General features: G+C 65.5%; 28 protein-coding genes and 1 tRNA gene. 17 read left to right on the forward strand and 12 right to left on the reverse strand.

The window, feature by feature from the left end:
- Positions 1-81: 81 nt before the first annotated feature.
- Complete coding sequence (locus ABZU75_RS01135; protein WP_355547791.1) at positions 82-1,290, reverse strand: esterase-like activity of phytase family protein; 1,209 nt, start codon at positions 1,288-1,290, stop codon at positions 82-84.
- A gap of 135 nt (positions 1,291-1,425) precedes the next feature.
- On the opposite strand from ABZU75_RS01135, the gene ABZU75_RS01140 reads away from it, so the two are divergent.
- A complete protein-coding gene (locus tag ABZU75_RS01140; RefSeq protein ID WP_355547794.1) occupies positions 1,426-1,890 on the forward strand; it encodes a MaoC family dehydratase in 465 nt (154 codons plus the stop codon).
- A gap of 40 nt (positions 1,891-1,930) precedes the next feature.
- On the opposite strand, the gene ABZU75_RS01145 is transcribed toward ABZU75_RS01140, so the two are convergent.
- Together ABZU75_RS01145 and ABZU75_RS01150 are read right to left on the reverse strand one after the other, a co-directional pair.
- The gene (locus ABZU75_RS01145) at positions 1,931-2,566 is read right to left on the reverse strand and encodes a response regulator transcription factor (RefSeq protein ID WP_350914149.1); all 636 of its coding nucleotides are present in this window, start codon (positions 2,564-2,566) and stop codon (positions 1,931-1,933) included.
- Positions 2,563-3,690 (reverse strand): histidine kinase, encoded by a 1,128-nt coding sequence (locus ABZU75_RS01150; protein WP_355547799.1) that lies wholly within the window; start codon positions 3,688-3,690, stop codon positions 2,563-2,565. Before ABZU75_RS01150 ends, ABZU75_RS01145 begins: the two co-directional genes overlap by 4 nt.
- A gap of 131 nt (positions 3,691-3,821) precedes the next feature.
- Between ABZU75_RS01150 and ABZU75_RS01155 the strand changes: the two genes are divergently transcribed.
- Entirely contained in the window at positions 3,822-4,376 is a 555-nt protein-coding gene (locus ABZU75_RS01155; protein ID WP_355547802.1) for a hypothetical protein, read from the forward strand.
- 21 nt (positions 4,377-4,397) lie between these two features.
- Here the strand turns inward: ABZU75_RS01155 and ABZU75_RS01160 are convergent, their stop codons facing one another.
- Positions 4,398-5,027 carry a nitroreductase family protein gene (locus ABZU75_RS01160; protein ID WP_355547805.1) on the reverse strand — a complete coding sequence of 210 codons (630 nt, stop codon included), beginning with the start codon at positions 5,025-5,027 and terminating at the stop codon, positions 4,398-4,400.
- 102 nt (positions 5,028-5,129) lie between these two features.
- Here ABZU75_RS01160 and ABZU75_RS01165 point away from each other — a divergent pair, with 102 nt between their 5' ends.
- The 3 genes from ABZU75_RS01165 to ABZU75_RS01175 all read left to right on the forward strand — a co-directional run bounded on the left by ABZU75_RS01165 (position 5,130) and on the right by ABZU75_RS01175 (position 6,465).
- Entirely contained in the window at positions 5,130-5,429 is a 300-nt protein-coding gene (locus tag ABZU75_RS01165) for a helix-turn-helix domain-containing protein (protein WP_350914158.1), read from the forward strand.
- A 129-nt stretch (positions 5,430-5,558) separates the two neighbouring features.
- Positions 5,559-5,631, forward strand: a tRNA-Arg gene (locus ABZU75_RS01170).
- Between the two features lie 213 nt (positions 5,632-5,844).
- Positions 5,845-6,465, forward strand: coding sequence for a DUF6461 domain-containing protein (locus ABZU75_RS01175; RefSeq protein WP_355547809.1), 621 nt, complete (start codon positions 5,845-5,847; stop codon positions 6,463-6,465).
- Positions 6,466-6,549: 84 nt separating this feature from the next.
- Here the strand turns inward: ABZU75_RS01175 and ABZU75_RS01180 are convergent, their stop codons facing one another.
- Entirely contained in the window at positions 6,550-7,320 is a 771-nt protein-coding gene (locus ABZU75_RS01180; RefSeq protein WP_355547812.1) for a site-specific integrase, read from the reverse strand.
- 304 nt (positions 7,321-7,624) lie between these two features.
- Here ABZU75_RS01180 and ABZU75_RS01185 point away from each other — a divergent pair, with 304 nt between their 5' ends.
- From ABZU75_RS01185 to ABZU75_RS01200, 4 genes are all read left to right on the forward strand, one after another.
- Positions 7,625-7,993, forward strand: coding sequence for a hypothetical protein (locus ABZU75_RS01185; RefSeq protein WP_355547815.1), 369 nt, complete (start codon positions 7,625-7,627; stop codon positions 7,991-7,993).
- Between the two features lie 63 nt (positions 7,994-8,056).
- Positions 8,057-9,445: an IS4 family transposase gene (locus ABZU75_RS01190; RefSeq protein WP_355547817.1), complete on the forward strand. Its 1,389-nt coding sequence runs from the start codon at positions 8,057-8,059 to the stop codon at positions 9,443-9,445.
- 61 nt (positions 9,446-9,506) lie between these two features.
- Positions 9,507-10,031 (forward strand): hypothetical protein, encoded by a 525-nt coding sequence (locus ABZU75_RS01195; protein WP_355547820.1) that lies wholly within the window; start codon positions 9,507-9,509, stop codon positions 10,029-10,031.
- Positions 10,032-11,212: 1,181 nt separating this feature from the next.
- Positions 11,213-11,875, forward strand: a complete 663-nt coding sequence (locus ABZU75_RS01200) for a DUF6000 family protein (RefSeq protein WP_355547823.1) — start codon at positions 11,213-11,215, stop codon at positions 11,873-11,875.
- 191 nt (positions 11,876-12,066) lie between these two features.
- Here the strand turns inward: ABZU75_RS01200 and ABZU75_RS01205 are convergent, their stop codons facing one another.
- A complete protein-coding gene (locus ABZU75_RS01205; protein ID WP_355547826.1) occupies positions 12,067-12,561 on the reverse strand; it encodes a hypothetical protein in 495 nt (164 codons plus the stop codon).
- Positions 12,562-12,843: 282 nt separating this feature from the next.
- Here ABZU75_RS01205 and ABZU75_RS01210 point away from each other — a divergent pair, with 282 nt between their 5' ends.
- The 4 genes from ABZU75_RS01210 (at position 12,844) to ABZU75_RS01225 (ending at position 15,392) form a co-directional block, all read left to right on the forward strand.
- Positions 12,844-13,440 (forward strand): hypothetical protein, encoded by a 597-nt coding sequence (locus ABZU75_RS01210; protein WP_355547829.1) that lies wholly within the window; start codon positions 12,844-12,846, stop codon positions 13,438-13,440.
- A 191-nt stretch (positions 13,441-13,631) separates the two neighbouring features.
- Positions 13,632-14,099 carry an SRPBCC family protein gene (locus ABZU75_RS01215; RefSeq protein WP_355547832.1) on the forward strand — a complete coding sequence of 156 codons (468 nt, stop codon included), beginning with the start codon at positions 13,632-13,634 and terminating at the stop codon, positions 14,097-14,099.
- Between the two features lie 192 nt (positions 14,100-14,291).
- Positions 14,292-14,693, forward strand: a complete 402-nt coding sequence (locus ABZU75_RS01220; RefSeq protein ID WP_355547836.1) for a hypothetical protein — start codon at positions 14,292-14,294, stop codon at positions 14,691-14,693.
- 318 nt (positions 14,694-15,011) lie between these two features.
- Positions 15,012-15,392, forward strand: coding sequence for a hypothetical protein (locus ABZU75_RS01225; RefSeq protein ID WP_355547839.1), 381 nt, complete (start codon positions 15,012-15,014; stop codon positions 15,390-15,392).
- A 1,087-nt stretch (positions 15,393-16,479) separates the two neighbouring features.
- On the opposite strand, the gene ABZU75_RS01230 is transcribed toward ABZU75_RS01225, so the two are convergent.
- The 3 genes from ABZU75_RS01230 to ABZU75_RS01240 all read right to left on the reverse strand — a co-directional run bounded on the left by ABZU75_RS01230 (position 16,480) and on the right by ABZU75_RS01240 (position 18,159).
- A complete protein-coding gene (locus tag ABZU75_RS01230; RefSeq protein WP_355547842.1) occupies positions 16,480-16,734 on the reverse strand; it encodes a hypothetical protein in 255 nt (84 codons plus the stop codon).
- Positions 16,735-17,019: 285 nt separating this feature from the next.
- Entirely contained in the window at positions 17,020-17,376 is a 357-nt protein-coding gene (locus tag ABZU75_RS01235; RefSeq protein WP_355547845.1) for a hypothetical protein, read from the reverse strand.
- A 228-nt stretch (positions 17,377-17,604) separates the two neighbouring features.
- On the reverse strand, positions 17,605-18,159 hold the full coding sequence (locus ABZU75_RS01240; RefSeq protein WP_355547848.1) for a site-specific integrase: 555 nt from the start codon (positions 18,157-18,159) through the stop codon (positions 17,605-17,607).
- 129 nt (positions 18,160-18,288) lie between these two features.
- On the opposite strand from ABZU75_RS01240, the gene ABZU75_RS01245 reads away from it, so the two are divergent.
- The 3 genes from ABZU75_RS01245 (at position 18,289) to ABZU75_RS01255 (ending at position 21,087) form a co-directional block, all read left to right on the forward strand.
- On the forward strand, positions 18,289-18,789 hold the full coding sequence (locus ABZU75_RS01245; protein ID WP_355547851.1) for a hypothetical protein: 501 nt from the start codon (positions 18,289-18,291) through the stop codon (positions 18,787-18,789).
- 249 nt (positions 18,790-19,038) lie between these two features.
- Positions 19,039-19,335: a hypothetical protein gene (locus tag ABZU75_RS01250; RefSeq protein ID WP_355547854.1), complete on the forward strand. Its 297-nt coding sequence runs from the start codon at positions 19,039-19,041 to the stop codon at positions 19,333-19,335.
- Between the two features lie 282 nt (positions 19,336-19,617).
- Entirely contained in the window at positions 19,618-21,087 is a 1,470-nt protein-coding gene (locus ABZU75_RS01255; RefSeq protein WP_355547857.1) for an MDR family MFS transporter, read from the forward strand.
- A 114-nt stretch (positions 21,088-21,201) separates the two neighbouring features.
- On the opposite strand, the gene ABZU75_RS01260 is transcribed toward ABZU75_RS01255, so the two are convergent.
- The 3 genes from ABZU75_RS01260 to ABZU75_RS01270 form a co-directional block, all read right to left on the reverse strand.
- Entirely contained in the window at positions 21,202-21,510 is a 309-nt protein-coding gene (locus ABZU75_RS01260) for a MiAMP1 family antimicrobial peptide (RefSeq protein ID WP_343970830.1), read from the reverse strand.
- Positions 21,511-21,857: 347 nt separating this feature from the next.
- Positions 21,858-22,835 carry a phosphotriesterase-related protein gene (locus ABZU75_RS01265; RefSeq protein WP_355547861.1) on the reverse strand — a complete coding sequence of 326 codons (978 nt, stop codon included), beginning with the start codon at positions 22,833-22,835 and terminating at the stop codon, positions 21,858-21,860.
- An 89-nt stretch (positions 22,836-22,924) separates the two neighbouring features.
- Positions 22,925-23,518: an alpha/beta hydrolase gene (locus ABZU75_RS01270; RefSeq protein WP_355547864.1), complete on the reverse strand. Its 594-nt coding sequence runs from the start codon at positions 23,516-23,518 to the stop codon at positions 22,925-22,927.
- Between the two features lie 248 nt (positions 23,519-23,766).
- Between ABZU75_RS01270 and ABZU75_RS01275 the strand changes: the two genes are divergently transcribed.
- Positions 23,767-24,792, forward strand: a complete 1,026-nt coding sequence (locus ABZU75_RS01275; protein WP_355547867.1) for an aldo/keto reductase — start codon at positions 23,767-23,769, stop codon at positions 24,790-24,792.
- Positions 24,793-24,916: the final 124 nt, after the last annotated feature.

The raw sequence follows: 24,916 nt of genomic DNA on the forward strand, positions 1-24,916 counted from the left end.
CCGCCAAGCTCTACCGCCGTGGCCCCGCCACGATCCTCCACCCTCCGATGCTCCGCTCCCTCAAGGAGTAGGGGCGGTCGATCACGTCGTGGGACGGGGATCGGCCAGAAGCGGGCGCGACAGGCGCACGGTGATGAACTCGTTGTCGTCGGGCCGGCCCGGGGTGCGGCCCGCGGAGAACGGGAAGTTGTTGTCGTCGAGCACGCCCAGAGTCCGGTCGTCGAGGATCACCACGTCCTCGATGGTCTGGAACGGGAACCTGAAGGTCTTCCCGAACCCACCCAGGCCGTGCGGGTTGGCCAGGTCGAGCAGGTCGGCGACGAGGGTCTTGCGCAGGTCCGCGTGGCGGATGTCCACCAGGTAGATGTGCTTGGTCCTGGCCGCGTCCCCCTCAAGGTTGTCGCGCTCGATGACGAGGAACCGGTGCCGGTCGACCGCGATCATGTCGCCGATCGCGTTGTCGGGGCTCTCCAGCCGGTAGGTCCAGCGCTTACCGGTGTAGGCCCGCTTGCGCAGGTCGAACTCGTTCATCCGCAGCGTCCCGGCCTCGTCGCCGGTCACGGTGCCCTCCAGCAGCGGGTACAGCGTGCGGCCGTCGACCGAACGGGCCATGCCCTCGAAGCCCTTGCTCCGCCCCAGGTTGGGCTGCTCGCCGCCCAGGGACGGGTTCTCCGGGGCCTTCACGCCGGGCAGCGGGATCGGCGCCTCAAGCAGCTTGCCGGTGGCGGAGAAGTGCAGCAGGAACGGGCCGAACTCGTCCCCGATCCAGTAGGTGCCGTCGGAGGTCCGTACGATCGACTCCACGTCGAAGTCCGCGCCGGTCAGCTTCCGGTCCGCCCGGGTCAGCGCCCAGCCGACGTGACCGTCGGGGTCGCTCAGGTCGAACCCGCCGAGCACCGCGACCTTGCCGCGCTTGAAGTCGGGCTTCACCTGGTGCACCCGCAGCAGGAAGTCCGCGCTGTTGGCCTTGCCGCCGTAGCCGTTGTCCGACAGCACGTCGAAGGTGCCGTCCTGCCGCCGCACGATGCCGCTGAAGCCCTGCACCGGCTGCCCGGTGAACGGCGGGGTCACCCCGTTGATCGGAGCCGTGCCGAGCTGCGCCCCCGACGGCTCGCTGCCGGGTACGAAGGTCAGCGCGGGCAGGGAGGCGAACCCGGTCAGGGTGGCGCGCCCGAATTCGGAGCGTCCGTGCCTGTCGGAACCGGGCTGTCCGGGGTCGGCCACCGCCGGTGCGGACACCGCCAGTGCCAGTACGGCCGCGCCGATGGTGATCGTCATACGTCGTCTCATGGCGGGCACGTTAGGGAACCCGGATGAACGGCCGGTATTACGTCGCGGGCCGTACAGCGAAAACAAAGGCATGGCTGAGGGAGTTGGTGCGCTTGTAGCTTCTCGCTGCCCCCTCAACGGAATAAAGTTCCATATATGAGGATTTTCGCCAACATCATCGAGCTCAAGACCGCCGTCGGGGAACATCTCGGCTACACCGAGTGGCGCGAGATCACCCAGGAACAGGTCAACCTGTTCGCCGACGCGACCGGCGACCACCAGTGGATCCACGTGGACGTGGAGAAGGCGGAACAGGGGCCGTTCGGCGGCACCATCGCCCACGGATACCTGAGCCTGGCGCTGCTGCCCTCGTTCATGGTGGAGCTGTTCCAGGTGGGCGGTCTGGCCATGGGCATCAACTACGGGCTCAACAAGGTCCGTTTCCCCTCGCCGATCCCGGTCGGCGCGCGGGTCCGGGCAGGCGCCGAACTCGTCGACCTCAAGGGCACCCCCTCGGGCTACCTGTCGAAAATGCGGCTGACCGTGGAGGTCGAGGGCAAGCCCAAGCCCGCCTGCGTCGCGGAGACCCTCTCGCTGTACGTCCCGGCGGAGAGCTCCTGACCGTGCGGTCACCTCTCCCGCGGAGGACGCCCTCCTCGACTCAGCCCTCCGTGGAGAGCTCCTGAGCCAGGATCGCGGCCTGGACGCGACTGCGGAGACCCAGCTTGTTCAGCAACCGGCTGACGTGGGTCTTCGTCGTCGCCTCCGCCATGTCCAGCTCCACGGAGATCTCCGTGTTCGACAGGCCCCGGCCGATGCAGGCCAGTACCTCGCGCTCGCGCGGGGTGAGGCCGCCGATCTCGTACGGCCTGCGCGCGGGGACCGACGCGCCGAAGGCCGAGATCAGCCGCCGGGTGACCGAGGGCGCGATGAGCCCGTCGCCCCTGGCCACCACCCGCACCGCGTTCACCAGGGCGTCGGCGTCGGTGTTCTTCAACAGGAACCCGGCGGCTCCGGCCCGCAGCGCCCCGAAGACGTATTCGTCGATGTCGAAGGTGGTCAGGATCAGCACGTCGGCGATCCCGCTCAGCGCGCGCGTCGCGGAGATCCCGTCGAGCTTCGGCATCCGGATGTCCATCAGCACCACGTCCGGGCGGAGCTCGGAGGCCATTGCGACGGCCTGCTCGCCGTTGGCGGCCTGGCCGACGACCTCGATGTCGTCGTGACCGTCGAGGATGAGGACGATCCCGGCGCGGACCGCCGCATGATCGTCGGCGACGAGGACTCGGATGGTCACGTGCTCTCCAGAGTGGGCAACTCGGCGCGGACGCGCCAGCCGTCATTATGCGGTCCGGCCTCGAAGACGCCGCCGACGAGGTTCGTGCGCTCCCGCATGCCGATGATCCCCGCACCCGCGCCGGGCAGCTCCCGCTCCGCTGCGCCCACCGGGTTGTCCACGGTCAGCGTGACCAGCCCCGGCAGGTAGCCGATCACCACGTCGGCGGCCTTTCCGCTGTGCTTGAGCGCGTTGGTCAGCGACTCCTGGACGATCCGGTAACCGGCCAGATCGACCGAGGCGGGCAACTCCCTGGCATCGCCGTCCACCCGTATCCGCACGTCAAGCCCTGCCTCCCGGGCCCGCTCCGCCAGTTCTTCAGCCTCGGCCACCCGGCGCCGGATCGCCTCGGGCTCCTCGCCGTCCTGCCGGAGCAGCCCGATCATGGCACGCATCTCGCCCATGCCCTCGACGCTGTTCTCCCTGATGGACTCCAGCACCTTCCGTACGGTCTGCGCGTCCAGGTCCCGTCGGGAGAGGACGGCGGTGGACTGGATGGCGATCGCGCTGAAGTGGTTCGCGATCATGTCGTGCAACTCCCGTGCCATCCGGGCCCGCTCGGCCTGCACCGCGGCCGCCCGGTCCAGCTCCGCCAGCCGCGCCACCTGCTCGGCCCGCGCGCGCTCGGAGGTCGCCTGGTCCTCCAGCTGTCTTATGATCATCGCGGTGAGGACGGGGGTCACCCCGACCAGGCCCGTCTGGACGAGGAAGACGGCGGCGGCGGCCCACTGCCTGAACAGGACCCCGGCGACCACACCCGCGACGACGGCGATCACCGAGGTGATGCCGAGCATCCACCTGCCCAGCGCGCGGGGACCGTACCTGACCCCCGAGTAGAGGTTGTCGGTGACGATCAGGAGCGTACCCAGCGACGGGCCCATGGCGGAGTCGCCGACGAAGGCCACACCTCCCAGCCCGAGCGCCAGCAGCGGCCTGCTCCGCCGTACCGCGACCCCCACACACGAGATCGCCAGCGGCCCGATGAACAGCGGGGCGGCGGCCCATCGGTGCTGGTAGGCGCCCGCGGCGAGCAGCAGGAGACCGACGACGAAACACGCCACGGCCCCCAGCGCGTCTCGTCTCATGCCTCTCATCCCATCATTCCGATACGGCCCGCAGGAGCGGCGCCGGGAGGATCGCCGGTACATAAAAGGATGTACACCGGTTCATCAGCTCCGACGATGTCCCAGGTCGACCGGGTTGGGAGGATAAATCCATGGTTCTGGCGGTCATCATCGGATGCGAGATCGGGTTCTGGATCCTGCTGGGCCTGGGGCTCGCCTCACGTTACCTGTGGGGCATGCGCCGGCTCAGCACGGCGCTGCTGCTGGCGGTTCCGCTGCTCGATGTGGTCCTCCTCATCGCCTCCGTCATCGACATGCGCGGCGGCGCCCAGGCGGACTGGCGCCACGGGCTGGCCGCCGCCTACATCGGCTACTCGATCGTCTTCGGCCACCGTACGATCACCTGGGCCGACGCGAAGTTCGCCCACCGCTTCGCCGGCGGCCCCGAGCCGTGGCGGCCTCCACCCGGCGGCATGGCCAGGGCCCGGTACGAATGGGGCATCTGGCTCAGGATCGTTCTCGCGTACGGCATCGCCTGCGCCCTGCTGTTCGGCCTGATCCTCATCGTCGGCGACCCGTCACGGACCACGGCGTTGATCGCCTTCATGGCCGGTGCGCTCAAGATCCCCCTGATCGCCGTGCTCTGGCCGCTGAGCTACACGCTGTTCCCGAAGAAGGTCGGCGTCGCCGGCGATTCCGGTGACTGATTCCGCGCATCGGTCGCGGTGTCACCAGCGATCCCAGTGGGTGACCTCCTCCATCGGCACCCGGCGCGCGGGCTTGAAATCGGTGCCGATCGTGTAGGCCAGCGGAACGAACGCCACCTGCATCACCTTTCCGTACGGGATGCCGAGCACCCGGGCCGCCTCCCGCTCCAGCCGGAGCGGCCCCAGCCAGGCCGTACCCAGCGACCTGGCCCGCGCGGCCAGCATGAAGCTCCAGACGGCGGGCAGGATCGAGCCGAACGTGTTGGCCTGCTCATGCACGCTCGCTCCCTCGGTCCGCCCGGTGATGCACGGGATGAGGAACGCCGGCACCTGGTGAATGTGCCGGTACAGGTGATCCGCTCCCTCCCAGACCCGCTCCATCGAGCCCGGGAACGCGTACGCCCGCCGCGCGTCCTCCTCCGGCATCGGCGTCCCTGGCAGGTGCATCCCCTCCCGCCGCAGCGCCGCGATCCTCTCCCGCTGCTCCCGCTTGGTGACCACGACGAAGTGCCAGCGCTGGCGGTTACGCCCGGTCGGAGCCTGTACGGCGAGCTTGAGGCACTCCTCGATGAGCTCGCGGGGGACGGGCCGGGTGAGATCCAGTCGCCTGCGTACGGCCCGGGTGGTGGAGAGCACATCGTCGGGGGTCATCTGGCCTCCAAGATTTCGATGACGGTCGAATTGCTGGATCCGATTGTGCTGCTGGATTTCGATGTTTGTCAAAGCTTCGAATTCATTGGCTAGGATCGGCCCATGCGAGCCCTTCACCACCCGGACGTCTCCTCCGTCACCCTCCCCACCATGCTGAACGCCCTCGCCGACGAGGTCCGGCTCTCGGTGGTCCGCCAGCTCGCCGAGGCCGGCGGCGTGGTCTGCGGCCAGTTCGACGTCCCGGTGAGCATGTCGACCCTCTCCCATCACCTGAAGGTCCTCCGTGAGGCCGGGCTCCTCCGCGTCACCCCCGAAGGCAGCTTCCGCCGCCACGAACTCCGCCTCGCCGAGATGGAGACCCGATTTCCCGGCGTCCTCTCCTCGATCCTCCGGTCCGCCTGACCCTCTGGTCCAGGGCCTGTCACGCCGCCCGACCTCGGCGCGGAGCTCGCGCCCTCCCTCGATCACGAACCGATCGGCTAACCGGTTCGAGGCACCCCGCAAAACCCGCTATGCTTGCTTACGCAGCGAGCGGCCGTAGCTCAATGGATAGAGCATCTGACTACGGATCAGAAGGTTGGGGTTTCGAGTACCTCCGGCCGCACAGCAGATCAAAGGCCCTTCAGGATCATCCTGGGGGGCCTTTTTCGTGCCCGTACAGCAGCGAAATACAGCAACGGGATCTACCGCCTCCGTCGCCGCCCCTGACGGTGTGCCGGAGAGGGTTCCTGAGAGGCTGCTGATGAGTCCCTGTTCTGTCTCACCCGTCTGCGAAGATCCTGAACTCCGCGTACCCGAAGTGACGGAGTCTCACGACATGAGCGATGAGCGGTCCGCAGGCGTCGACATGTACCGCTACTACCGGCGTCTTCTCAAAGATCACTGGCTGGAGACGGCCATCTGCTGGACCGTCGTTGTCCCCGACAACGGTGAACCGCTCACGCTCGCCGAGATCGGGGAACGGGTGAGCGGCGGCACGAGCCATGAGATCCACGAGAAGGCGTCCTTCGAGGACGCCTACTCCGACGAGGCCGCCTGGGCGATGCTGGCGGGGCGCTCCGGTCCGGTGACCGAGTTGTTCGAGGACAACGGCTACCACGGCGTCCATCCACCGACGCTTTCACGGCTCAGTGTCGGCGCCCGGGCCTACAGCGTCTACTGGAACGTGAACGCCAACAACCGCGTCGCCTTCGCCGCTGATGGAGAGCTGCTTCTGATGGTCGATGCAATGTACCCGGAGGAGTGGGCGCAAGAGCCGAATCTGGCGCGCTGGCCCGAATTGGCGGCCATGGCGCCGCACTTCAAATGGAGGAACGGGAAGAGTTGGCGAGCGGCGGCGCTGGCGACGATCGAGCTGACCACAGGAGCCAGGCTGAGCCTGGACTGGTTTGACCAGGAGCGCCCTTATCTCACTTCCCAAGATCCTGCATCGGATTGAGCAGAGGTGGGGCCAAGTGGGATCAGACCAGGCGCGGAAGAAGGCACTCAGAGTCCTTGAGGGCCTTCTTGCTGACTGCGGTCGTTAACCGTTGAGGCTGGCGTTCAATCGATCGAGTGCCTTACGCGTCTCGGGCGACGGGATCTGTGTGTAAACGTCCATGGTCATCGAGATCTGCGAGTGCCGCAGGATGCGCATCGCCACCCGAGGATGGACGTCGAGAGCAGCCAGGAGCGATGCGCAGGTGTGCCGGGTGTCGTGGACGCGGATGCGCGGGACACCCGCCTTGCGGCATTGAACTTCGAAAGATCGGTTGAAGTTGCGCGGCTCGATCGGCGTGCCGTTCCTCGTGGTGAAGACGAGATCAGACTTCTTCCACTTCGTTCCGGCCGCCTTACGGGCGTCGTCTTGGGTTCGCTGACGGTGCTTGAGCGCGGTGATGCACAGGCCGAGCAGCGGAAGCGACGCGGTGGAGTCGTCAGTTTTGGTGGTCTCGCGGTGGAGAAGCTCCCCCCTGACACGGTTGAGCTGGTGGGAGATCCACACTTGCTCCCCACCGAGGTCGACGCAGTCCCAGGCGAGCCCGAGCACCCCGCCCCGCCGCAGACCCAGAACGAGAATCAGCACGTAGGCGGCATAAAGTGGATCATTCTCCGTTCGCAGGTGTTCAAGGAATTTCCGCGCCTCGTCGACACCCCACACCACGTGCTGACGCTTCTTCTTGGTCTTGCTCGCACTGGGCAGGGTGGTCAGTGCCGCGACGTTCTTGGAGATCAGTTCTTCCCGGACGGCGTTGCCGAGCGCGGAACGTAGGACACGGCGGATGCCCGCGATCGTGCTCCGGGATCGCAACATCAACGAGACCCAGCCGGATCCACCGGTTGTCGTAGATCAGCCGCTCACCATGCACGATCTAGCGTGTCTGCTCATCGTTGGTAGCCACACAGCGAAGCTACCGCTCAACAACCCCGACGTACGCGGGCATCAGCACAGCGCCAACAGTCCGCTTCGAGACGGGATATCAGGCCGTCCTGGAGGATTGCCGAATTGTTCAACGCCGCTGCGTTTGAGGGGGAGTCTGGATGTCAAGACCCGGCGTCTGCTCGATGCTGATGGATTTTGAGCACCGTCCGACCGCCCTACTCCGAAAGGCCCGCCGATGGACACCTCAGGCTTGACCCGCTTCGGTGAGCTCGTCCAGACCGCAGCCGAACTGCGTCCCCTGGAGCTGGCCGAACTGCATGAGATCGGTGCTGTGCTGAGGGAGGTGATCCAGACCGCCTCCGCTCTGGCCATCCGTGTGGAAGCCGAGACCACGACCCTGTCGAAGCGGTACGTTCTGCGCGACACCACCGGCGACCCCGATCCGGAGGCGCGCCTGGCCGAGGTCCGCGAGCGCATGAGACGGATGGTCGATCTCCTGCAGGAAGCCGACCTGCAGGCCCGCCGCTCCCATGCCACGATCGGCCGCATCGTGCAGGCCGACCCCGACGCCGCCGCGGATCGACCCATGGCGTCAAGGGGTTGAGCAGAGCAATGGGACACCTGTAGATCAACTTGCGACCAAGCTCGCTGATCAAGAGGTGTCCCGTTGCAGGAGAAGTCTGTCATCACGCGAACGATCACGGTAGCCGCGGGCGCGTTCGCGCCCGGCCACCTGGGTGAGCTAACACAGACCGTGGACTTCGCCCTGGTGGACGCGGTCCTGGAGGAGACCGGAGCCCTCCAGCGGCGGACCCGGCTGCTGCCCGCCCGGGTGGTGGTGTACTTCGTGCTCGCGCTGGCGTTGTTCGAAGACTGCGGCTACCGCGCGGTGTGGGACAAGCCGACGGCCGGGCTGTCTGTCCTGTCTCCGGTTCGTCCGCACACCTCCTCGCTGTCACGCGCCCGCCGACGCCTGGGAGCGGCGCCCCTGCGCGCTCTGTTCGACGCCCTCGCCGGGGCGGTGGCCTGGCGCGATACGCCCGGCGCGCACTGGCGGGGCCTGCGTACCGTGGCCATCGACGGCACCAGCCTGCACCTTCCCGACCGGGAGGCGGTCACCGCCCGCTTCCCCAAACGCGGCAAGGACCGACACAGCGGATACCCGCTGCTGCGGCTGGTCGCACTGGTCGAGACCGGCACCCGCGCGATGATCGCCGCGGCCTTCGGTCACGAGAACGACGGCGAACTCAGCTACGCCGGGCGCCTGCTGGGCGCACTCGATGCGCGGATGCTGGTCCTGGCCGACTCGGCGTTCGATTCCTGGACGTTCCTGCGCGACGTCCAGGCCCAGGGCGCTCAGTTCCTCATCCGCTCTTCGGCCCGCCGCTGCCCGACCATCCAGCAGCGACTGTCCGACGGCTCCTACCTGGCCCGGCTCGGGCGCGGTGCGCTGCCGGTGCGGGTGGTGGAGGCGTGGATCACCGTCACCTTGGCCGACGGCACCCGCCGCCGTGAGCAGTGGCGTCTGATCAGTAGCCTGCTCGACCCCGTCGCCTATCCGGCCGGCCAGCTGGTGACCTTGTATCACGAACGCTGGCAGGCCGAGACCGCCTACGCCGGCCTGAAGGCGACCTTGCTGGAGGGCCGGGTCCTGCGCTCGGGACATCCCGAGGACCTCGCCCAGGAGGTGTGGGGCATCCTGACCGTCTATCAGGTGCTCATCCGCACCGCCGCGGACACTGCCGCCAGCTGTCCGGGCCTGGACATGGACCGGCTCAGTTTCACCGTCGCGCTGCACGCCGCCCGCGACCAGGTAACCACCGCTTCCGACATCCTGCCTGAAGGCCCAGCCGTCCTGGTCGGAGCGATCGGCCGGACGCTGCTGACCAACCTGCTGCCCGCCCGACGGCGTCAGCGGATCAGGGCCCGAAGCCCGAAGATCATAAGCAAGTACGTCCCCAACTTCGGCAAGCACCCCGCGACCACGCAGACCTACACCCTGCACACTGAGGTCATGGTCATGGAGGAGGGGTTCGCGCCGCGCCCACGCCGCTGACCGAGAGAATCCGCCCCGAATCGCGGCGAGGAACAGCTTGCTAGCATGATCGAATCGCGGCATGAGCTCGGGTATCCGTATCCGGGTGGAGAGTCCGCCGCCGAGGAGGAACGTCGTGGCGGAACGCGTCGTCGAGGTCACCGATCAGGTGTATATCGATCATGGTGAGTTCATGCTGTTGGACTGGGACGGCGGGAATGGGCAGGCAGAAGGAGGCCTTTCGCCCTTCGACCTTGCCGATCAGGCGAGGAGTTCTGGGGCCTGGTTCCTGACCAGCGGGAACGTCGCCTTCATCGTCGGCGAATACGGCTTCCACAAGGCGACCGTCTTTTTGGAACGCTGGGACGGCGAGCCGCCACGGGACGAGGGATGGGCGAAAGTCGTTGATGCGACTATGTTCTTGAGTTCCAGCGTGGTGTATGTCACGGGAAGCGGGTTCCCACCCTCGGGCAGAATGCTCAATCTTCAGGCCCTCAGACAGGAGTGGAACGTTCGCGCGAGCGTACGTCCACTCCGTAACGGCCCGACAGATGAGTACCCACCGGACAACATCGAAGAGTTCCGCATGCAGTTCTGGCATGCATAGAACGCGTTCGCCTGGCGAACGAGCTTGGTCCCGCGCTGATCCAGCATCGTCCCGCTGCCTTGTTCGCCCCTCCTTGACATCCAGACTCCCCCTCAAACGCAGCGGCGTTGCCGAATTGTTTTTGTGATGATCAAGCGGCGGCGCGCCGCGCCGCCGTACCCGGCCCTCTGCCGCACGCCGCCCGGGCGCGCGGCGTGGGCGCCGGTCCCGGCCGGTGGTGCCCCGGGCCGTCCACCGACCCACGCACCCGCCGAACCAAGCGCCCACGCCGACCGCCGACACGCCGCCACCTAAAACACTTTGGCTACGGGCGTCGGAAAACGCATGTCATTTGAGCGAAGTAGTCTCCGATTAGGGCCTCTGACATGTGGCTGAGCTGCCACCCCTCACGTTCGATGCCCTCAATCAGCTCGGCCGCGTCCGGCACGGCCCACGTATCTGTGTTCTCTTGCTTGGAGCGAAGTCGGGACACAAAGACTGTACGTCCCTCTTGATATGCCCGCCGAGCCTCCTCAATGGTTTTCTGCTGAAGATCCTGCTCATCGTTTCGAAACCACGCCATACGCTGCTTGACTCCTTCGCCAAAGTCGATGCATCAAGGCCATTGGGGAAGTAACGACCCTGCTCCTAGCAGGGTTCCCGAGAGACGAACGCCGCCTCCGGCGGGGGCACTTCGGCTCCGGGATGATCGAAGTTGCAAAGCCAAAGAGCCGTAGATGGCTGAGGTGGAGCTGGATCTTCCCGTCTGCCACGTCCCAGGCAAGCCCAACATCTCGACTCCTCCGGATTAAGGCCGTCTGTGACCGTTGGCTTCCAATGGCCGAGGAACGCCTACCGGCTGACGTACACAGTGAGAATGGCAGTGGCCCTCCGTCCCCGAGCTGTTGCCCCTCCGGGGTGGGACGAGGCAGACGGGAAGATCCGGCGGGAGGGGTATGTGCGTCCGCACAGGGGCTCTCAGGCCGTGCCACTCGCGTGCCAGTAAGGCCGGGGAACAAGGGGAATCACGGGGACTCACGGACAGGGCAAGACCGTCTCCGACCTGCACCGCAGCAGTTCAGGGGACCGCGTACCGAAATCTTCCAAACTGGTGAGCATGGAACTGTGAAGCTCGCCCGCCGGCAGGAGCTACAAGCCGGAACGAGGGAGGCACACCTGATGGTGAGAGAAAGAATGTCTCCATGAACTCCGAAGGCCAAGCCGAGATGTTGCCCCTTATTCAACGCTTCGTCACCACGCAAGAAAGCGTCACCCCACAGGGAAAGCCCCTCTCACCGCGCTATCTGAAACTACTCGGCGGCAACTTTCTGCGCACCCTCTCCGAGGTCGAACTTGCTGTGTTCGCTCGTTCATTTGCGCGCGACGCACAAGACATCAAGGACGATGAGCTTGGTGTATTGCTGCATCTGGGTTGGAGGCCCCGTCTTGTCGCCGCTTACCTGATAGGTCTTGACCGCCGAACCCTGTTCCGTCCCAAGCTCCGCGAACTGCTCCTGGAAAGTGCTGGCCCTTACGCGGGGAAGGGTTACTGTTTCGCCTTCGCTCGCTTCGGTGAGGCAAGCGATGCAGAGTCTCTAGTGCTCTACCTCGACCGCTACCTTCCTCGTCCCGAATGCCGCTACGACCAGTCCTGGGCAATGGGCGCACTCCTTCACTTGGACGAACGTCTGGGAACCGACCACGCTGCTCACTTCTTAGTTCCAGGCGGTCTATGGGAACAGTCATGGCTAAAGGAGCTCAACGTCGACCCCACCGAGCCGAAACGCTGGATCGATCGCCTGCTCCAGTTCGCCGATGACTGCATGAGCGGAGGTGACGGCACGATCGCCCACGTTGGACGCTAGAGCGATCCCAGTCCAGGCAGCGTGCCCGCTGCGTGCCCGTCAGGAGGGTGACCAAGGGGGACTCACAGGGAATCGCGGGAAGCCGGACCACTCCCCCGCAGGTCAGCGTTTCCCCAGCTCAAATGACAAGATCCTGAAAGACCTCCCAGCTGACAACGCCGCCCGATCTCTTCCGCGCTGGCCTTACCGAATCACCCAGCGCTCAGCCAGTATCGAAAATATGAGCTGGTGGACTTGAGTACGACGGGATCACGGTGTGACGCCGGCCAAATTTGAAGAAGATAGTGATCGATCACTGTATCGGGAAAGCTCGTTTCGCAGGCGGCGTCCATTCCGCGCGCATGATACCGGAAGCGGTAGGTCCCGGGGCCGGCGGACAACGGGGGGATGCCGTGGACGCCTCCACCTCCCCACTCATACAGCGAGACGTAACCTGACGGCGACTCGAAGCTGATCTCTACGATGTCTTCGTAGCCCTCAAGGTCGGCACCCGGATCCTGATCGGCTACGGCTACGGTGAAACTCACCGTGCCTGTGTGAAGACCAGTGATCAGGAAGGCGTTGCCCTTCTCCACTCGGATGATCCCAACGGGGTGAGTTGGAGAGTCGTCCAACATGCCGTCTGGATAGCAGTCGTCATCCTCATCGACGAGGTAAGCATGGCTGTAGTGCACTTCGACGTCCATCTGTGCGGTTTCCACCGCAGGAGTTCCGCCTCTTTCCATGGTCGAGGAGCATAGGGGGCTCTACCGACAGGATCACCGTACTGCCGCGCATCTGTCTCCTGATCGCCACACCAGTTCCATTCGGGCATCCGGGTTGCACTTCGGGTTGCAATACAGGGGCGTTCAGAGTCGTTCAGGATGGATCGCGTACGGCCTGCGACCTGCATTGAACTGTCCGGAACAGCCCGAGGGCGATCTTTTAATCCGTAACTTCCGAGTTCGAGAGCCTGCCACAATCAGGTCGTGGGTTCCCAGGACTCCCCGCTTTACAAGGCTGCCCGACTCCAGTTCGTAGGCGCTCGTGCCGAGGAGGTTACTGTCAGCGCTGTCCACATCATGGAGTGCTTGGAAGACGACGACTGGGAGACGGCCCTCATCCTTCTTGAAGATCTTGGCGATGCTCACCCACAGCCGCCCAAGTTCTGGAGCCTGCTGGCCGACGCCGCTCGGTTGATATGGCTCCGGGAGGATGCCGACTGGTACGAGTGGCGGAGCAGCGAGGCCCGGAACGGCGCCCTCCAGGCTGAACTCTGCCTGGTGCGTACCGAGGACGGGGGCCGTGCACTGTCGGTGCCTCCTGGCAGGTTGCTCCGGCCTGTGTGGGACATCGACCGCCGTACACCCGAAGGTGAATCCCTACTCAGCATCGCCTCCCTCTGGGTCGAGGGTCGTGATCCGTTGAAGCCGGGTGAGTGCGCGCGGGTGAGGCTTATTCCCCTGACCCCTGAGCACTGGAAGCACCTCAAACCGGGTGATGTGATCACCATGCACGAGATGCGGCCACCCGTTGGAACGGCACGCATCACCGAGGTCATGCCACCTGTTGCGACTGCTCCCTAGTTGCGGTTCTAGGCGCTGTCCCATGCCGTTCCAGGCGGACCAGCCGCGCCTATTGATCCACGTTGAACTGATCGGGACGGCCGAGATCCGAGCTGCTAATGCGGTTTATGTTTCCCGCACGACATCTGGTCAGGTATGGCAGGAAGCAGCTCAGAACATTCCACTGGAGTGCGCTGCCTTAGGCTTGACGCATGCCCAGCTTTGAGATTGTCACGCATGTCATGGCGCCACCGGAACGAGTCTTCGACATCTCGTTGGACGTGGATGTTCACGCAGCCTCAATGGCGGGATCTTCCGAGAAAGCAGTCGGAGGTGTGACCGCTGGTGGCTTGAAGCTGGGCGATACCGTTACGTGGCGGGCACGACACTTCGGCATCCGTTGGCGGATGACGTCTACGATCAGCGCTTACGATCGCCCTGGCTATTTCGTCGATGAGCAGGTGTCAGGACCTTTCAAACACTGGTACCACGCTCACTATTTTCAGCCTTACGACCATGGCGGTACGGTAATGAGCGACGTCATTGAATTCGCCGCGCCTCTCGGTCCTCTCGGGAGGATCGCTGAAATGCTGGCTCTCCGTCACTACATGCTCAGGTTGATCCGGGTTCGGAATCAGTACATCAAGCAGGTTGCCGAAGCCACTCTCACGGCCGAGTGAGGATCTCCCCGTAATCTCCTAGCTTGTCCGTCAGTCTTGATGTCAGCCTTGCCCCTCGCTACCTGAACAGGGTCGTTCACATGGGTCTCTTTTTTTGAGTACTACCGCGCTGCCGATCGTGAGGCGGCACTTATTCGGCCAGAAGCTTCCCGCACGATCGAAGAGCCTCACGGGGTTGCTGGGTTCGACGCGGTGGAGACCAAGTGGATCGACCAGTGGGGAACCTTAAACAAGCTGGTTGCACTCATTGGCGACGTCGATCTCTCCACGGAGCTGGTCGGCATGGTAGCTCTGTATCCCCCGCCGGAAGGCGCCCCGCAGAGCGATGAGGAATGGGATGCCCTGCCGGAGGACTCGCCCTACTTGGATGGGCCGGGCATCGAAGAGCTCTCGGTGAATGTGCGTGACCTGCTTGCTGAGGCCAACGATGCATTGCTGCCGGCGCTGGTGGAGCGCTGGGCGCAGATCGAGGAGTTCTCGCACTTTAGCTCGGTCGACATGGAGTATCTCCAGTCGGTAGCCAAGGAACTGGTCGGGCTATCTCGCCGCGCGAAGAAGCATGATCAGTTGCTCTACTGCTGGATGTGCGCCTGACCGGGGGACCACCGTGTAGATCGGCCAGGCTGCACGTTGGGCCATTAGCGGGCCATTAAGGGGGGTCAACAGGGGGCGGTCACGGTCACTCGCGGGGCCCTCCGCCCAGCTCACGGCCTGCACAACCCGAGACCGGGCCGATTTGTAAGCAGGATGTCAGGAGCTCGAATTTTCTAGGCTCCGCCACTCTCGCGGCATAGAAAAGCCCAGATCAGGCAGGGTTCTTCCCGCCGTACGCAGGCCGCGCCACCGCGGCTCTATGCCATCGTTCGTGAGCACCTATCGCTCGTGGAACATCGTGCTTTACGATCATGTGCTATGTCCGACTTCGAACCGACTCCTCTTGACTATGTGGCGAGATTCCTCATGTATGATCCCTGGCCGCTCTACTTGTCGGTTATTCTTCTTCCCTTTCTGATCACGCTTGTCTACCGCGTTCGCAAAAGCTCGTGGCCCTCAGTGCTTCGAGTAGTTGCGATGACTTCCCTGGTCATCGGCTTTTGGATGGTATTTCGCGCTCTCTATGGGTATGAATTTGGCCTCAACATCGCCGCCATGGATGTTCTGATCAATGCCGGAACAGCGCTTCTCATCGGAGCTGGCGTCTGCATATTGGCTGAGCGACGTCGTGGTGAAGTGCCTCCGACGGGGGCACTTCGGCTCCAGGGGGATCGCCAAGAGCATGAGCCGGGTTTGTAGGTGGTTGGGTGCCGGATCTTCCCGCCGCCGTAGTCCCAGGGCAAGCCGAGCAGACCGGGAGCCAGGGCGTCAAGGTCGTTCGTCCGGTGGGGCGATTCACCTCGGCACCCTGGCTTCGGCCCGCTCCTCGGTGGGTGGGACGACGGCGACGGGAAGAGTTAGCGGGGGCGTGCGCGCCGCGTGGGAGCATGAGCGAGGTGACCAAACTGCCAGAGGTCTATTTCTGGGAGCCAACGTGGGAGCCAAAGGGCTGTACGGTCTCGAACCGGGCTGGACTGATATGAACGAGCGGGACCCTTCGTGACGTGTCGGCGAACGACTCTGAACGATCCTGGGCATCGTTCGGAGACCTATGGATCAGAAGGTTGGGGTTTCGAGTACCTCCGGCCGCACAGTGCGAAGGCCCAGGTCATCACCACGGTGACCTGGGCTTTTTCGTGTTCTGGATCAGGTGCGGGTGCCCGGTCGTGTCCGGCTGATTTTTCCCAATGGGTTCCCGTGCTCCGGGGCGCAGAACGTCACTGATCCGGCGCATGGCGATCTCGTCGTGCCCTACGAGGCACTTCTCGTAGGTGCGGTGCAGGACCTCCACGCTGTTGCCTGCCCACTCGGCTACCTGCTTCGGCGAGACGCCAGCGTTGAGCCAGGTGGACAGGCGGCGTGCCGAAGGTCGTACGGGCGCCGGGCCAGTGGCGAGGAGTAATCCTCGGCGCTCAGGACCAACTCTCGGGCCTTCTGCCAGATACGGAGGACTGTGCTCTTTGCGAGCACGTCCCCGCGCGTTCCGTAGAACAGGCGTCCTCCAGGGCCGGCGCCCCACGCGATGGCAATACATGCTTTCGGCGAACCCGGTAACGGCTCTACCGTGCCCCGGTACGGCTCCACCGTGCTCAGGCAGACGAGAAGCGGTCCGTGTTTTTTGGAGCGGTGCGAAGGGCGCTAGTGGCGCGAACCAAGAATTCACAAAGCAGGATGATCAGGTTTTCAAGGAGTCTGGAAACACCTCACGGAGTGGCACCGTACAAACCGGGGCAGGTCAGCACAGGGGAAACAACGCTGTCGGCCGGGGCAACGTGGCCGCCTTCCGTCAGATGGCCCGGCGTCCGCTGTCAGCGATCCTCAGACGTCCGTGATCTTCAGAAAGGCATCGCTCATGCAAATCGAAAAGGCCAAAATCGTTGAGCTCCTCCGGTCCCGCGGCGACAACGCCCTGGCGCAGCAAGCCGACAAGAGCCTGCCCCCGCAGATCGATACCGACCAGCACGCGGAACAGCTGTCCAAGCTCGGTTTGAACCCTCAAGACCTTCTCGGCAAACTTGGCGGCCTCGGCGGCCTCGGTCAATAACCCTGGGGCTAGGGGCGCGGGGCAGCTCGATAGCATGATCGCTCTTCAATGTGACCCCACGCCAACCCGATACGCTTCTGGTCTTCGGGCCAACGCCTGGTCAACAGCATGACGTGAGGATGTTGGATCTTCCCCTATGGATCAGAAGGTTGGGGTTTCGAGTACCTCCAGCCGCACACATGCAAGAAGGCTCCTGAACAGGCATTACGCCATCGGGGGCCTTCTTGATTTCTTGATCGTTCGAGCTTCTTGCCAACACCCTTGCTGACAGGTTGGCTCCCATCACCCTTCGAGCGTCGTCACTATGAGGTGTTGGAGTATGCCACCGGCCAGGATGGCGACTGCACCGGCTAGCCACATCGGCGCATGATCTTTCCCTCTGGACAGCAGCAGGGCTCCCCGATCGTGTGGTCTCTGCACGTCCACTTGAACGATATGAACGACCAGTGCGAGCAACACTGACAACACGGTGTAGGCGTCGAGGCTCACCCTGGTATCCCAGATCATGACTACATTCACGATCAGTCCGAGAAGACCGGCGCCGGCAATGAGTACTCTGCCCCTCTTCGGCACATCGAGGCGAGCGGCGTTCATCAGCGCGATGACGGTGACGGCGGCAACCCCGCCGAGGATGGCCACGTATCCCTGCGACTGAAGCCGCCACGGCCGGGGGCGTTCAGCCACCACCGGTGGCTGAGACGGCAAATCCGTGGACACCACAGGAACAACCTCCAAGATCTGATCTTGGAATTCTTATCCCATTCGGCCTGGCTCCGCCAGATGCCAACAGGCGACGACACACCAGTAGACCCGCTAGGCGAAATGCCGTAACGGGCCTACTGGGTCGCGCTTGGGGTTCGATCCTTCCTACTCCCCGATGGCCTCGGCGAAGATGCCGGCCGCGGAGGCTTCCGCCGCTCGGATCACGTGGGCATAGACGTGGAGCGTGATGGACGGGTCGGCGTGGCCGAGCCGGGCGGCGACGACGTGGACGGGGAGGCCTGCCAAGAGGGGCGTCGTCGCGTGGATGTGCCGGAGATCGTGCAAACGGGCGTGCGGGAGTGGTTCCTTGGGCTTGGGCTCCTTCGCCGGGTTGTTGTAGCGCCGGATCATGGTTGCGGTGAGCGAGCTGACCGTGTCGGGATGGATCGGTTCACCCCAGCCGGTCGTGAACACGTGGTCATCCGTTCCTCGCCGCTCCTGCCCGGCCGCCTGCTTGCTCCGCTGTGCCTTCAGGACCCTGATCGTTCCGTCGTCGAGGCTGACGATGCGCTTCCGGCCGCTCTTGGTGGTTCCCTCGATGCGTTCGCCGTCGATGAAGGCGGCCGATCCGGTGATGGTGATCTGCTTGCCGTCGAGGTCGACGTCTGACCAACGCAGGTTGAGCAACTCCCCGCGCCGGGCGCCCGGGTAAGCGGCCACTTGGCGGAGGGTGCTTGCTTCCGGAAAGTGGTCGCGATGACGAACATCGCTGCGACGAGCAGATGCCACCGGATCATCATGGTCGCGTCCAGGTGGATTTCGTCTCCGAGGGTTGCGCCGCCCAGGAGGATGAGAACCGCCACGAATCCTTCGAACTTCTGCGAGGCACTGGGCGCGGACCGGATCGGCCGGCGGGGGTTCCACCCGTTCTTCCACGAGATCGTCGAGGTACGGCAGGCCGGTGACCCCGGCGAGCCGCCCTCGATCGTTGAGGAGCGCTGGCCCGGCTACATGATGGGCTCGATGCTGCTGACGCGGGCCGGGGTGGTCGTCACCGCCGGGGCGAGACATCTGGTCGCGAGGGTCGCCGACCGATCCACCCTGTACTGGACCTTCTGGCGCCGGTCACGATCCACCAACGACCCCTCGCACGGGTGGGGACACAACTCGCAGTGGGCGACCGGCTTCCGCCGCGACTACCTGATCGACGGCCGGTTGCACTACAACGTGGACGAGGTCCTGGATCCGAGTGACGACGAGGGGGGGAGACGACGAGGAGGACCTCGACCCGGCGTCGATGATCGAGCTTGTCCGGTACCGATGCAGCACCATCGTCGATCACGGCGATGACCAGTACCCCTACAACGATCACCATGTCGAACCGGCCCCCGCGGACTGACCCGACGTAGGCATCCTGGCTCTACCGGAAGGCATGGAACCGATGAAGTGAACCCCGTCCCGGTCGCGTTCACGGAAGGGGTGCGCAGCGGCCCATACAGCAACACCGTCTTACGCGATCTGAGCAGGGCGAGACGCCGCTAGCGAGGCATCCGCCCTTCCCTGCGGATTAGCGGGTTACCCGGACCAAGGGGCAGGACCTTGCTTCAGGACGTGGACCTCGGTTTCCTCGACTGGCTCGTCTCTCCGGAGACTGAAGCGATCGTCGAGGCCACGGCGAACTCACTGGTGACCACGAGTCGTCTCATCGACCTGTTCAGCGGGGACTGTCAGCTCATCGACGGAGAGCTGGTGGGCTACGGCGACAGTCCGTCGGCGCCGGAGGTGAGGATCCGAGCGTTCGACAGCGGCCGCTGGGACGTGCAGACGGACGGCCTTGAGTTGTTGGAAAAGATCATCATGCTCTATCCCGACGCGCACGAGCTTCCCGAGCGGTGAATCCGCGGGACTCACCGCGAAAGGTCTCCCAGGAGGATCCTGGAAGGCCTTCGTCGGTGTCGATCGACAGCGATTCGGGTGCTCCTTCGCGTGATCTGAAGATCGTCGTCCGCCGGTGAAAACTGGGTGACATTTCACATCACTTGCCGGAATGCTGGGGGCGGGCGATGAGTTTTGTCGGTGGTGCCGGTCAGTCTTTGCATGGCCACAACTTCTTGTGAGACCCAAGGCTGAGACACCAGCCATGACCACGTCATGTCCGACAACCCCGATTGAGGTGCCGTGCCCAGCCCACAGCTCGATTCACCCGCCAAGCCCGCGACCGCTGTTTCAGGTCGCACCCCGGCCGTGATCCGGCTGCTGGTGCTCGCCACATTCGTGGTCATCCTCAACGAGACGATCATGATCAACGCGATCCCGCGGCTGATGAGCGCGCTGCACATCACCGAGCAGACCGCGCAGTGGCTCTCGACCGCCTTCATGCTGACCATGGCCGCTGTCATCCCGATCACCGGATGGTTCCTGCAGCGGGTGTCCACCCGCAGCGCGTACACCACCGCGATGGGCCTGTTCCTGCTCGGCACGGCGTTGGCCGCCGTCGCGCCGTCGTTCGAGGTGCTGCTGGGCGCCCGCATCATCCAGGCGTCCGGGACGGCTGTGATGATGCCGCTGCTGATGACCACCCTGATGCAGGTGGTGCCCGAGACGGACCGGGGCCGGGTGATGGGCAACGTCTCCCTGGCCATCTCGGTCGCGCCCGCCATGGGCCCGACGGTCTCGGGGGTGATCCTCCAATTCGGGTCCTGGCGGCTGCTGTTCGCCGTGGTGCTCCCCATCGCCGCCGTGATCACCTGGCGCGGCCTGAAGCAGCTCAAGAACGTCGGAGAGCCCCAGTTCAGCACCATCGACTGGTTGAGCGTGGTGACCGCCGCTGTCGGCTTCGGTGGCCTGGTCTACGGGCTCAGCTGGTTCGAGGGTGGTGACGCCGGCGTCGCCGCCGCGATCGTGGCGGCCGGCCTGGTGGCCATCGCCGTCTTCGTCGCCCGCCAGCTGTCGTTGCAGAAGCGCGGCGTGCCGCTGCTGGACCTGCGTACCCTGCGCCACCGCACCTACACGATCGCGCTGATCCTGATGTCGGTGGCCTTCATGGCGATGCTCGGATCGATGATCTTGCTGCCGCTGTACCTGCAGAACGTCCGTGAGCTCAGCCCCCTGCAGACCGGACTCCTCGTGATGCCGGGCAGCCTCGCGATGGGGCTGCTCGGTCCGACCGTCGGCCGCCTGTTCGACCGGTTCGGCGGCCGGGTTCTGGTCATCCCCGGTGCGATCGGGATCGCGCTCGCGCTCACCGGCTTCACCCAGGTCACGATGACCATGCCGTTCTGGCAGCTCCTCGGTCTGCACGCGCTGCTGATGGTGGGGCTGGCCGCGACCTTCACCCCGGTATTCACTCTCGGGCTCGGAGCGGTTCCGCCGCCGCTCTACTCCCACGCCAGCTCGATCCTGAGCACGCTGCAGCAGGTCTCCGCGGCCATCGGCACCGCGCTCGTGATCACCGTGATGAGCGCGCGAGCCGATGCCCTGAGATCCGCGGGAGCCACGGAGGCGCTCGCCAACCTCGACGGCATGCGGCTGGCCTTCATCATCGGCGCGGTGCTGTCCGTGGCCGTGGTCGTCACCGCCCTGCTACTACCCGCCCGAGCGGACAGCGCCGGCGAGATCGAGGGGGCCCGGCCGATGCACCCGGCATGACGACGGTGGAATGGGACGCTGCAACCTCCCATATCTCGCTGAAGTCTGACGGAGAGGGGCCGGTGCAGGACCTGTCGGCCTCGGTGAGCGCCCGGCCCGTCCGCCTTCCGGGCGTCAGCACACGATGAAGATGCTCTTCCAGCCGACGGGCGTCCTCTGCTCCGCGTTGCGGTTGGACGGCAGCTCGAAGTGCATCACACCCTGCGTGTCGGGCTGGTTGTACATCCGGCCGCTCTGGCCGTCGCCGTACCACTTGTACGACCCGTGGAAGGGGATGTTGGACGGGCCGCACCGGTCGATGACCACCGACCGGCCGGTGAAGCCCGGCCCTTCGTAGGCCACGTACTGTGAGGCGTAGGCGGCGCTTCCCATGACCGCGACCATGGCGGCGGAGATGACGGGGACGAGGGCGATTCGCTTCACGATGATCCTCCCGATGACCTCAACGATCTACCGAGAGTATACGTACAGCTACTCTGAGTGAACAAAACATGTCGCACATGGTCTGGACCGCTCGTCGAAAGCGGAGAAGACCGTTTCGACTGAGGGTCGCGGTGTCGTGGTCGCGCAGCATGTGCAGGACGGTCGCCGCCGACGGGTGGCGCGCAGGCTCATCCCCTGCTCGCGCAGGTGTAGGTCCATCGACAGCATGGCGTCATCGACGACGGTCGCGCCGCCGATCGCCCTGATTACGATTAGACATATGTACTTCTGGAACGCGGTCGCCCCGATTCCCTCCATGGGGGCCGTCGAGACACACCGCGGTGCCGCTAGTGTTCGGCCGGACTGAAGTACCGGCGCGGGTTGTCCACCAGCATCGTGGTCAGTTGCGTCTGGGTGACCCCGGCGCTGAGCAGCGCCGGAAGCACCTGCTCGTGCAGGTGGGTGTAGTGCCAGTTCGGCGCGACCTGCTCGCGCACGCCCGGAGGGAACCAGTCGATGTGGCACGACGCGTCGTGTGACAGGACCATCCGGTCGGCCAGTCCTTGCCGAGCAAGAGCCGCAACGGTCGCCACCCGCTGGTCGGTGGGCAGCAGGACGTCCAGACCGAAGCGGTCCATGCCGATGTAGGAGCCGTTGTCGATGAGCTGGTGCAGGTAGTCCAGGTCGGCTGTGTCGCCGCTGTGCCCGATGACCACCGCGCCGAGGTTCACACCCTCGCTGCGCAGGATCTCCTGCGCGATCAAGCCGGTGCGGGCGTGCGCACTGGTGTGGACGGTGATCGGCGCGCCGGTGCTGAGGTGCGCCTGCGCCACGGCCCGCATCACCCGCTCCACGCCGGGCGTGAGCTCGTCCTCGATCGCGCACTTGAGGAACGCGGCTCTGATGCCGGTGCCCGCGATGCCCTCGGTGAGCTCTCGAACGAACAACTCGGTCATGCGCTCGGGGCCGCCGAGCAGGGTGCCCGGCCCGTGGTAGCGGAAGTAGTACGGCACGTCCCCCAGTGTGTAAAGGCCGGTCGCGACCACAATGTTGAGATCCACGTGCCGGTTGACCGACGCGACGCGCCGGACATCCCGACCGAGGCCGATGACGGTCGGATCGACGATCGTGGACACGCCCGTCGCCGCCAGAGCCGTCAGCCGGGCCACGGCGTCGTCGACGCGCCGCTGCTCGTCCCAGCTTTCCGGCATGCTCTGCCGTAGTTCCTCGCTCAGGACGAAGACGTGCTCGTGCATCAGTACAGTGCCCAGATCATCCACGGCCACCGTGCCGCGGACGGTAGGCACCTGCGGGGTCAAGGTCATGAGGTCTCCAAGGAGTGGTAGGTGGGTCTGGCCGCGCCGCCGCGGATGGCAAGGCCGCCAGCGTAGGACAGGGTGCCCGCGCCGGCGGCCTAATTCAGCCGGGGAGCACGCCGGTCAGCGGGTGGAACGGCCCTGTCCTGAGTGGCGACCAGGTACCACGAGGGCTTGGCGCGCCAGGCGGGCTCGGTGACGGCCCCGCCGAGCGCGTCAACGCCCCACGGCACCTGGGAGTCGGCCATGAACGCCGCCTGCCCGGAAGGCAGATCCGCGGCGAAGGACGCCGCGAAGCGCTCCCGGTCCAGGAAGAGGAAGCCGTCTCGGGGCGGCAGGATGGGCGGGACCGGGACACCCGGCGGGGGATCGGCGATGAGGCTGTTGACCGACTCGCCCTTGTCCGGAGCGAACGCGGCGATGTAGGCCAGCGCGGCGACCTTGTCATGCGTGCCGGCCTCGGTGATGACGACGCCGCCGTAGGAGTGGCCGGCCAGTACCGCAGGGCCGTCCTGCGCGTCGAGCGCGCGGTGGGTGATCCGCACGTCGTCCTCCAACGACAGGGTCGGGTTCTGCACGACGGTGACGCGGAAGCCGTCGGCGACCAGGAGGTCGTAGACCGGCTGCCAGCCGGATCCATCGACGAATCCTCCGTGGACGAGCACGGCGTTTCTCACTGCTCCACTGCTCATGGAACATCTCCTCACTGCGATGGACGCGTGGACGATCGCCGCCGCCCCCCGCTGCGATCCACTCTCGGGCGCGACGCCGGCGCTGTCTTTCGGGCCAACGCATGGTTCTTGTGCCCCAACGAAAGGCGGTGTCCCGGGCGCTCGACGCCCGCGTGGCGGCGCGCCGCGGCGACCCCGACGCGACCGCCCGGGCCCGGTTCGGGATTCCCCCCGTATCGTTGAGGCATCGTCTATGAGGAGGGCGGGCAATGCGTACCACGACGCTCGGGCCCGAGGGCCCCGTGGTCGGCGTTCTGGGGCTGGGCTGTATGGGCATGAGCTTCAGCTACGATCTGGCGACCCCGCGGGACGAAGCCACGCTGGTCTCGGTGATCCACCAGGCGCTCGATGAGGGCATGACGCTGCTCGACACCGCGGACGTGTACGGGCCGTTCACCAACGAGGAGTTGATCGGTCGGGCGCTGGCGGGCGGTCATCGGGAGCGTGCGGTGCTGGCCACCAAGGTCGGCACCCTCACCCGGGACTCCGAGGGCAACCCCGTTCAGGGCCTGGACGGCCGCCCGGAGCACGTCCGGAGGTCGATCGACGAGAGCCTGAGCCGGCTCGGCACCGATTACGTGGACCTCTATCAGCTGCACCGGGTGGATCCCGAGGTGCCGATCGAGGAGACCTGGGGAGCGCTGGCGGAGACCGTGGCGGCGGGCAAGGCGCGCTACATCGGCCTGTCCGAGGTGACGGTGGAGCAGATCAAGCGGGCGCAGTCGGTGCACCCGGTGACCTCGGTGCAGTCCGAGCTGTCGCTGTGGACCCGGGACTGGATGACCGAGGTACTGCCCTACTGCCAGGAGCAGGACATCGCCTTCCTGCCGTACTCGCCCCTGGGGAAGGGCTTCCTCACCGGGCGGTTCTCCTCGTTCGACGACCTGCCCGAGGAGGATTTCCGGCGGCGACTACCGCGCTTCCAGCAGGAGGCGCTGCGCGCCAACCTGGCCATCGCGGGCCGGGTGCGTCAGATCGCCGAGCGCATCGGCGCCACCCCGGCCCAGGTGGCGCTCGCCTGGGTGATGGCCCAGGGGCGGTACGTCGTTCCCATCCCGGGGACCAAGACCTCGAAGTACCTCGCGGAGAACGCCGGAGCGGTGGATGTCGAGCTGAGCCCGGCGGATCTGGCCGAGTTCGACGCCCTGCCCGCGCCGCAGGGCGACCGCTACGGAGCGGCGGACCCGGCTCGCCAGCCGTCGTGGAAGGATTGGTCGTCCGCCTCTCGCGGGTGATCTCCACGCGGTCCTTCCCCGAGTCGCGACAAGGCCCCAGATCGACGTCATGGTCTTTCCTTGGCGTCCCATGCCGCCGGAAGCCTGGTCGTTCGTGGCTCGCTCACTGGGCGGTCAGGTCGAG

The organism is Streptosporangium sp. NPDC005286, from assembly GCF_040607515.1.
GTDB lineage: Bacteria > Actinomycetota > Actinomycetes > Streptosporangiales > Streptosporangiaceae > Streptosporangium.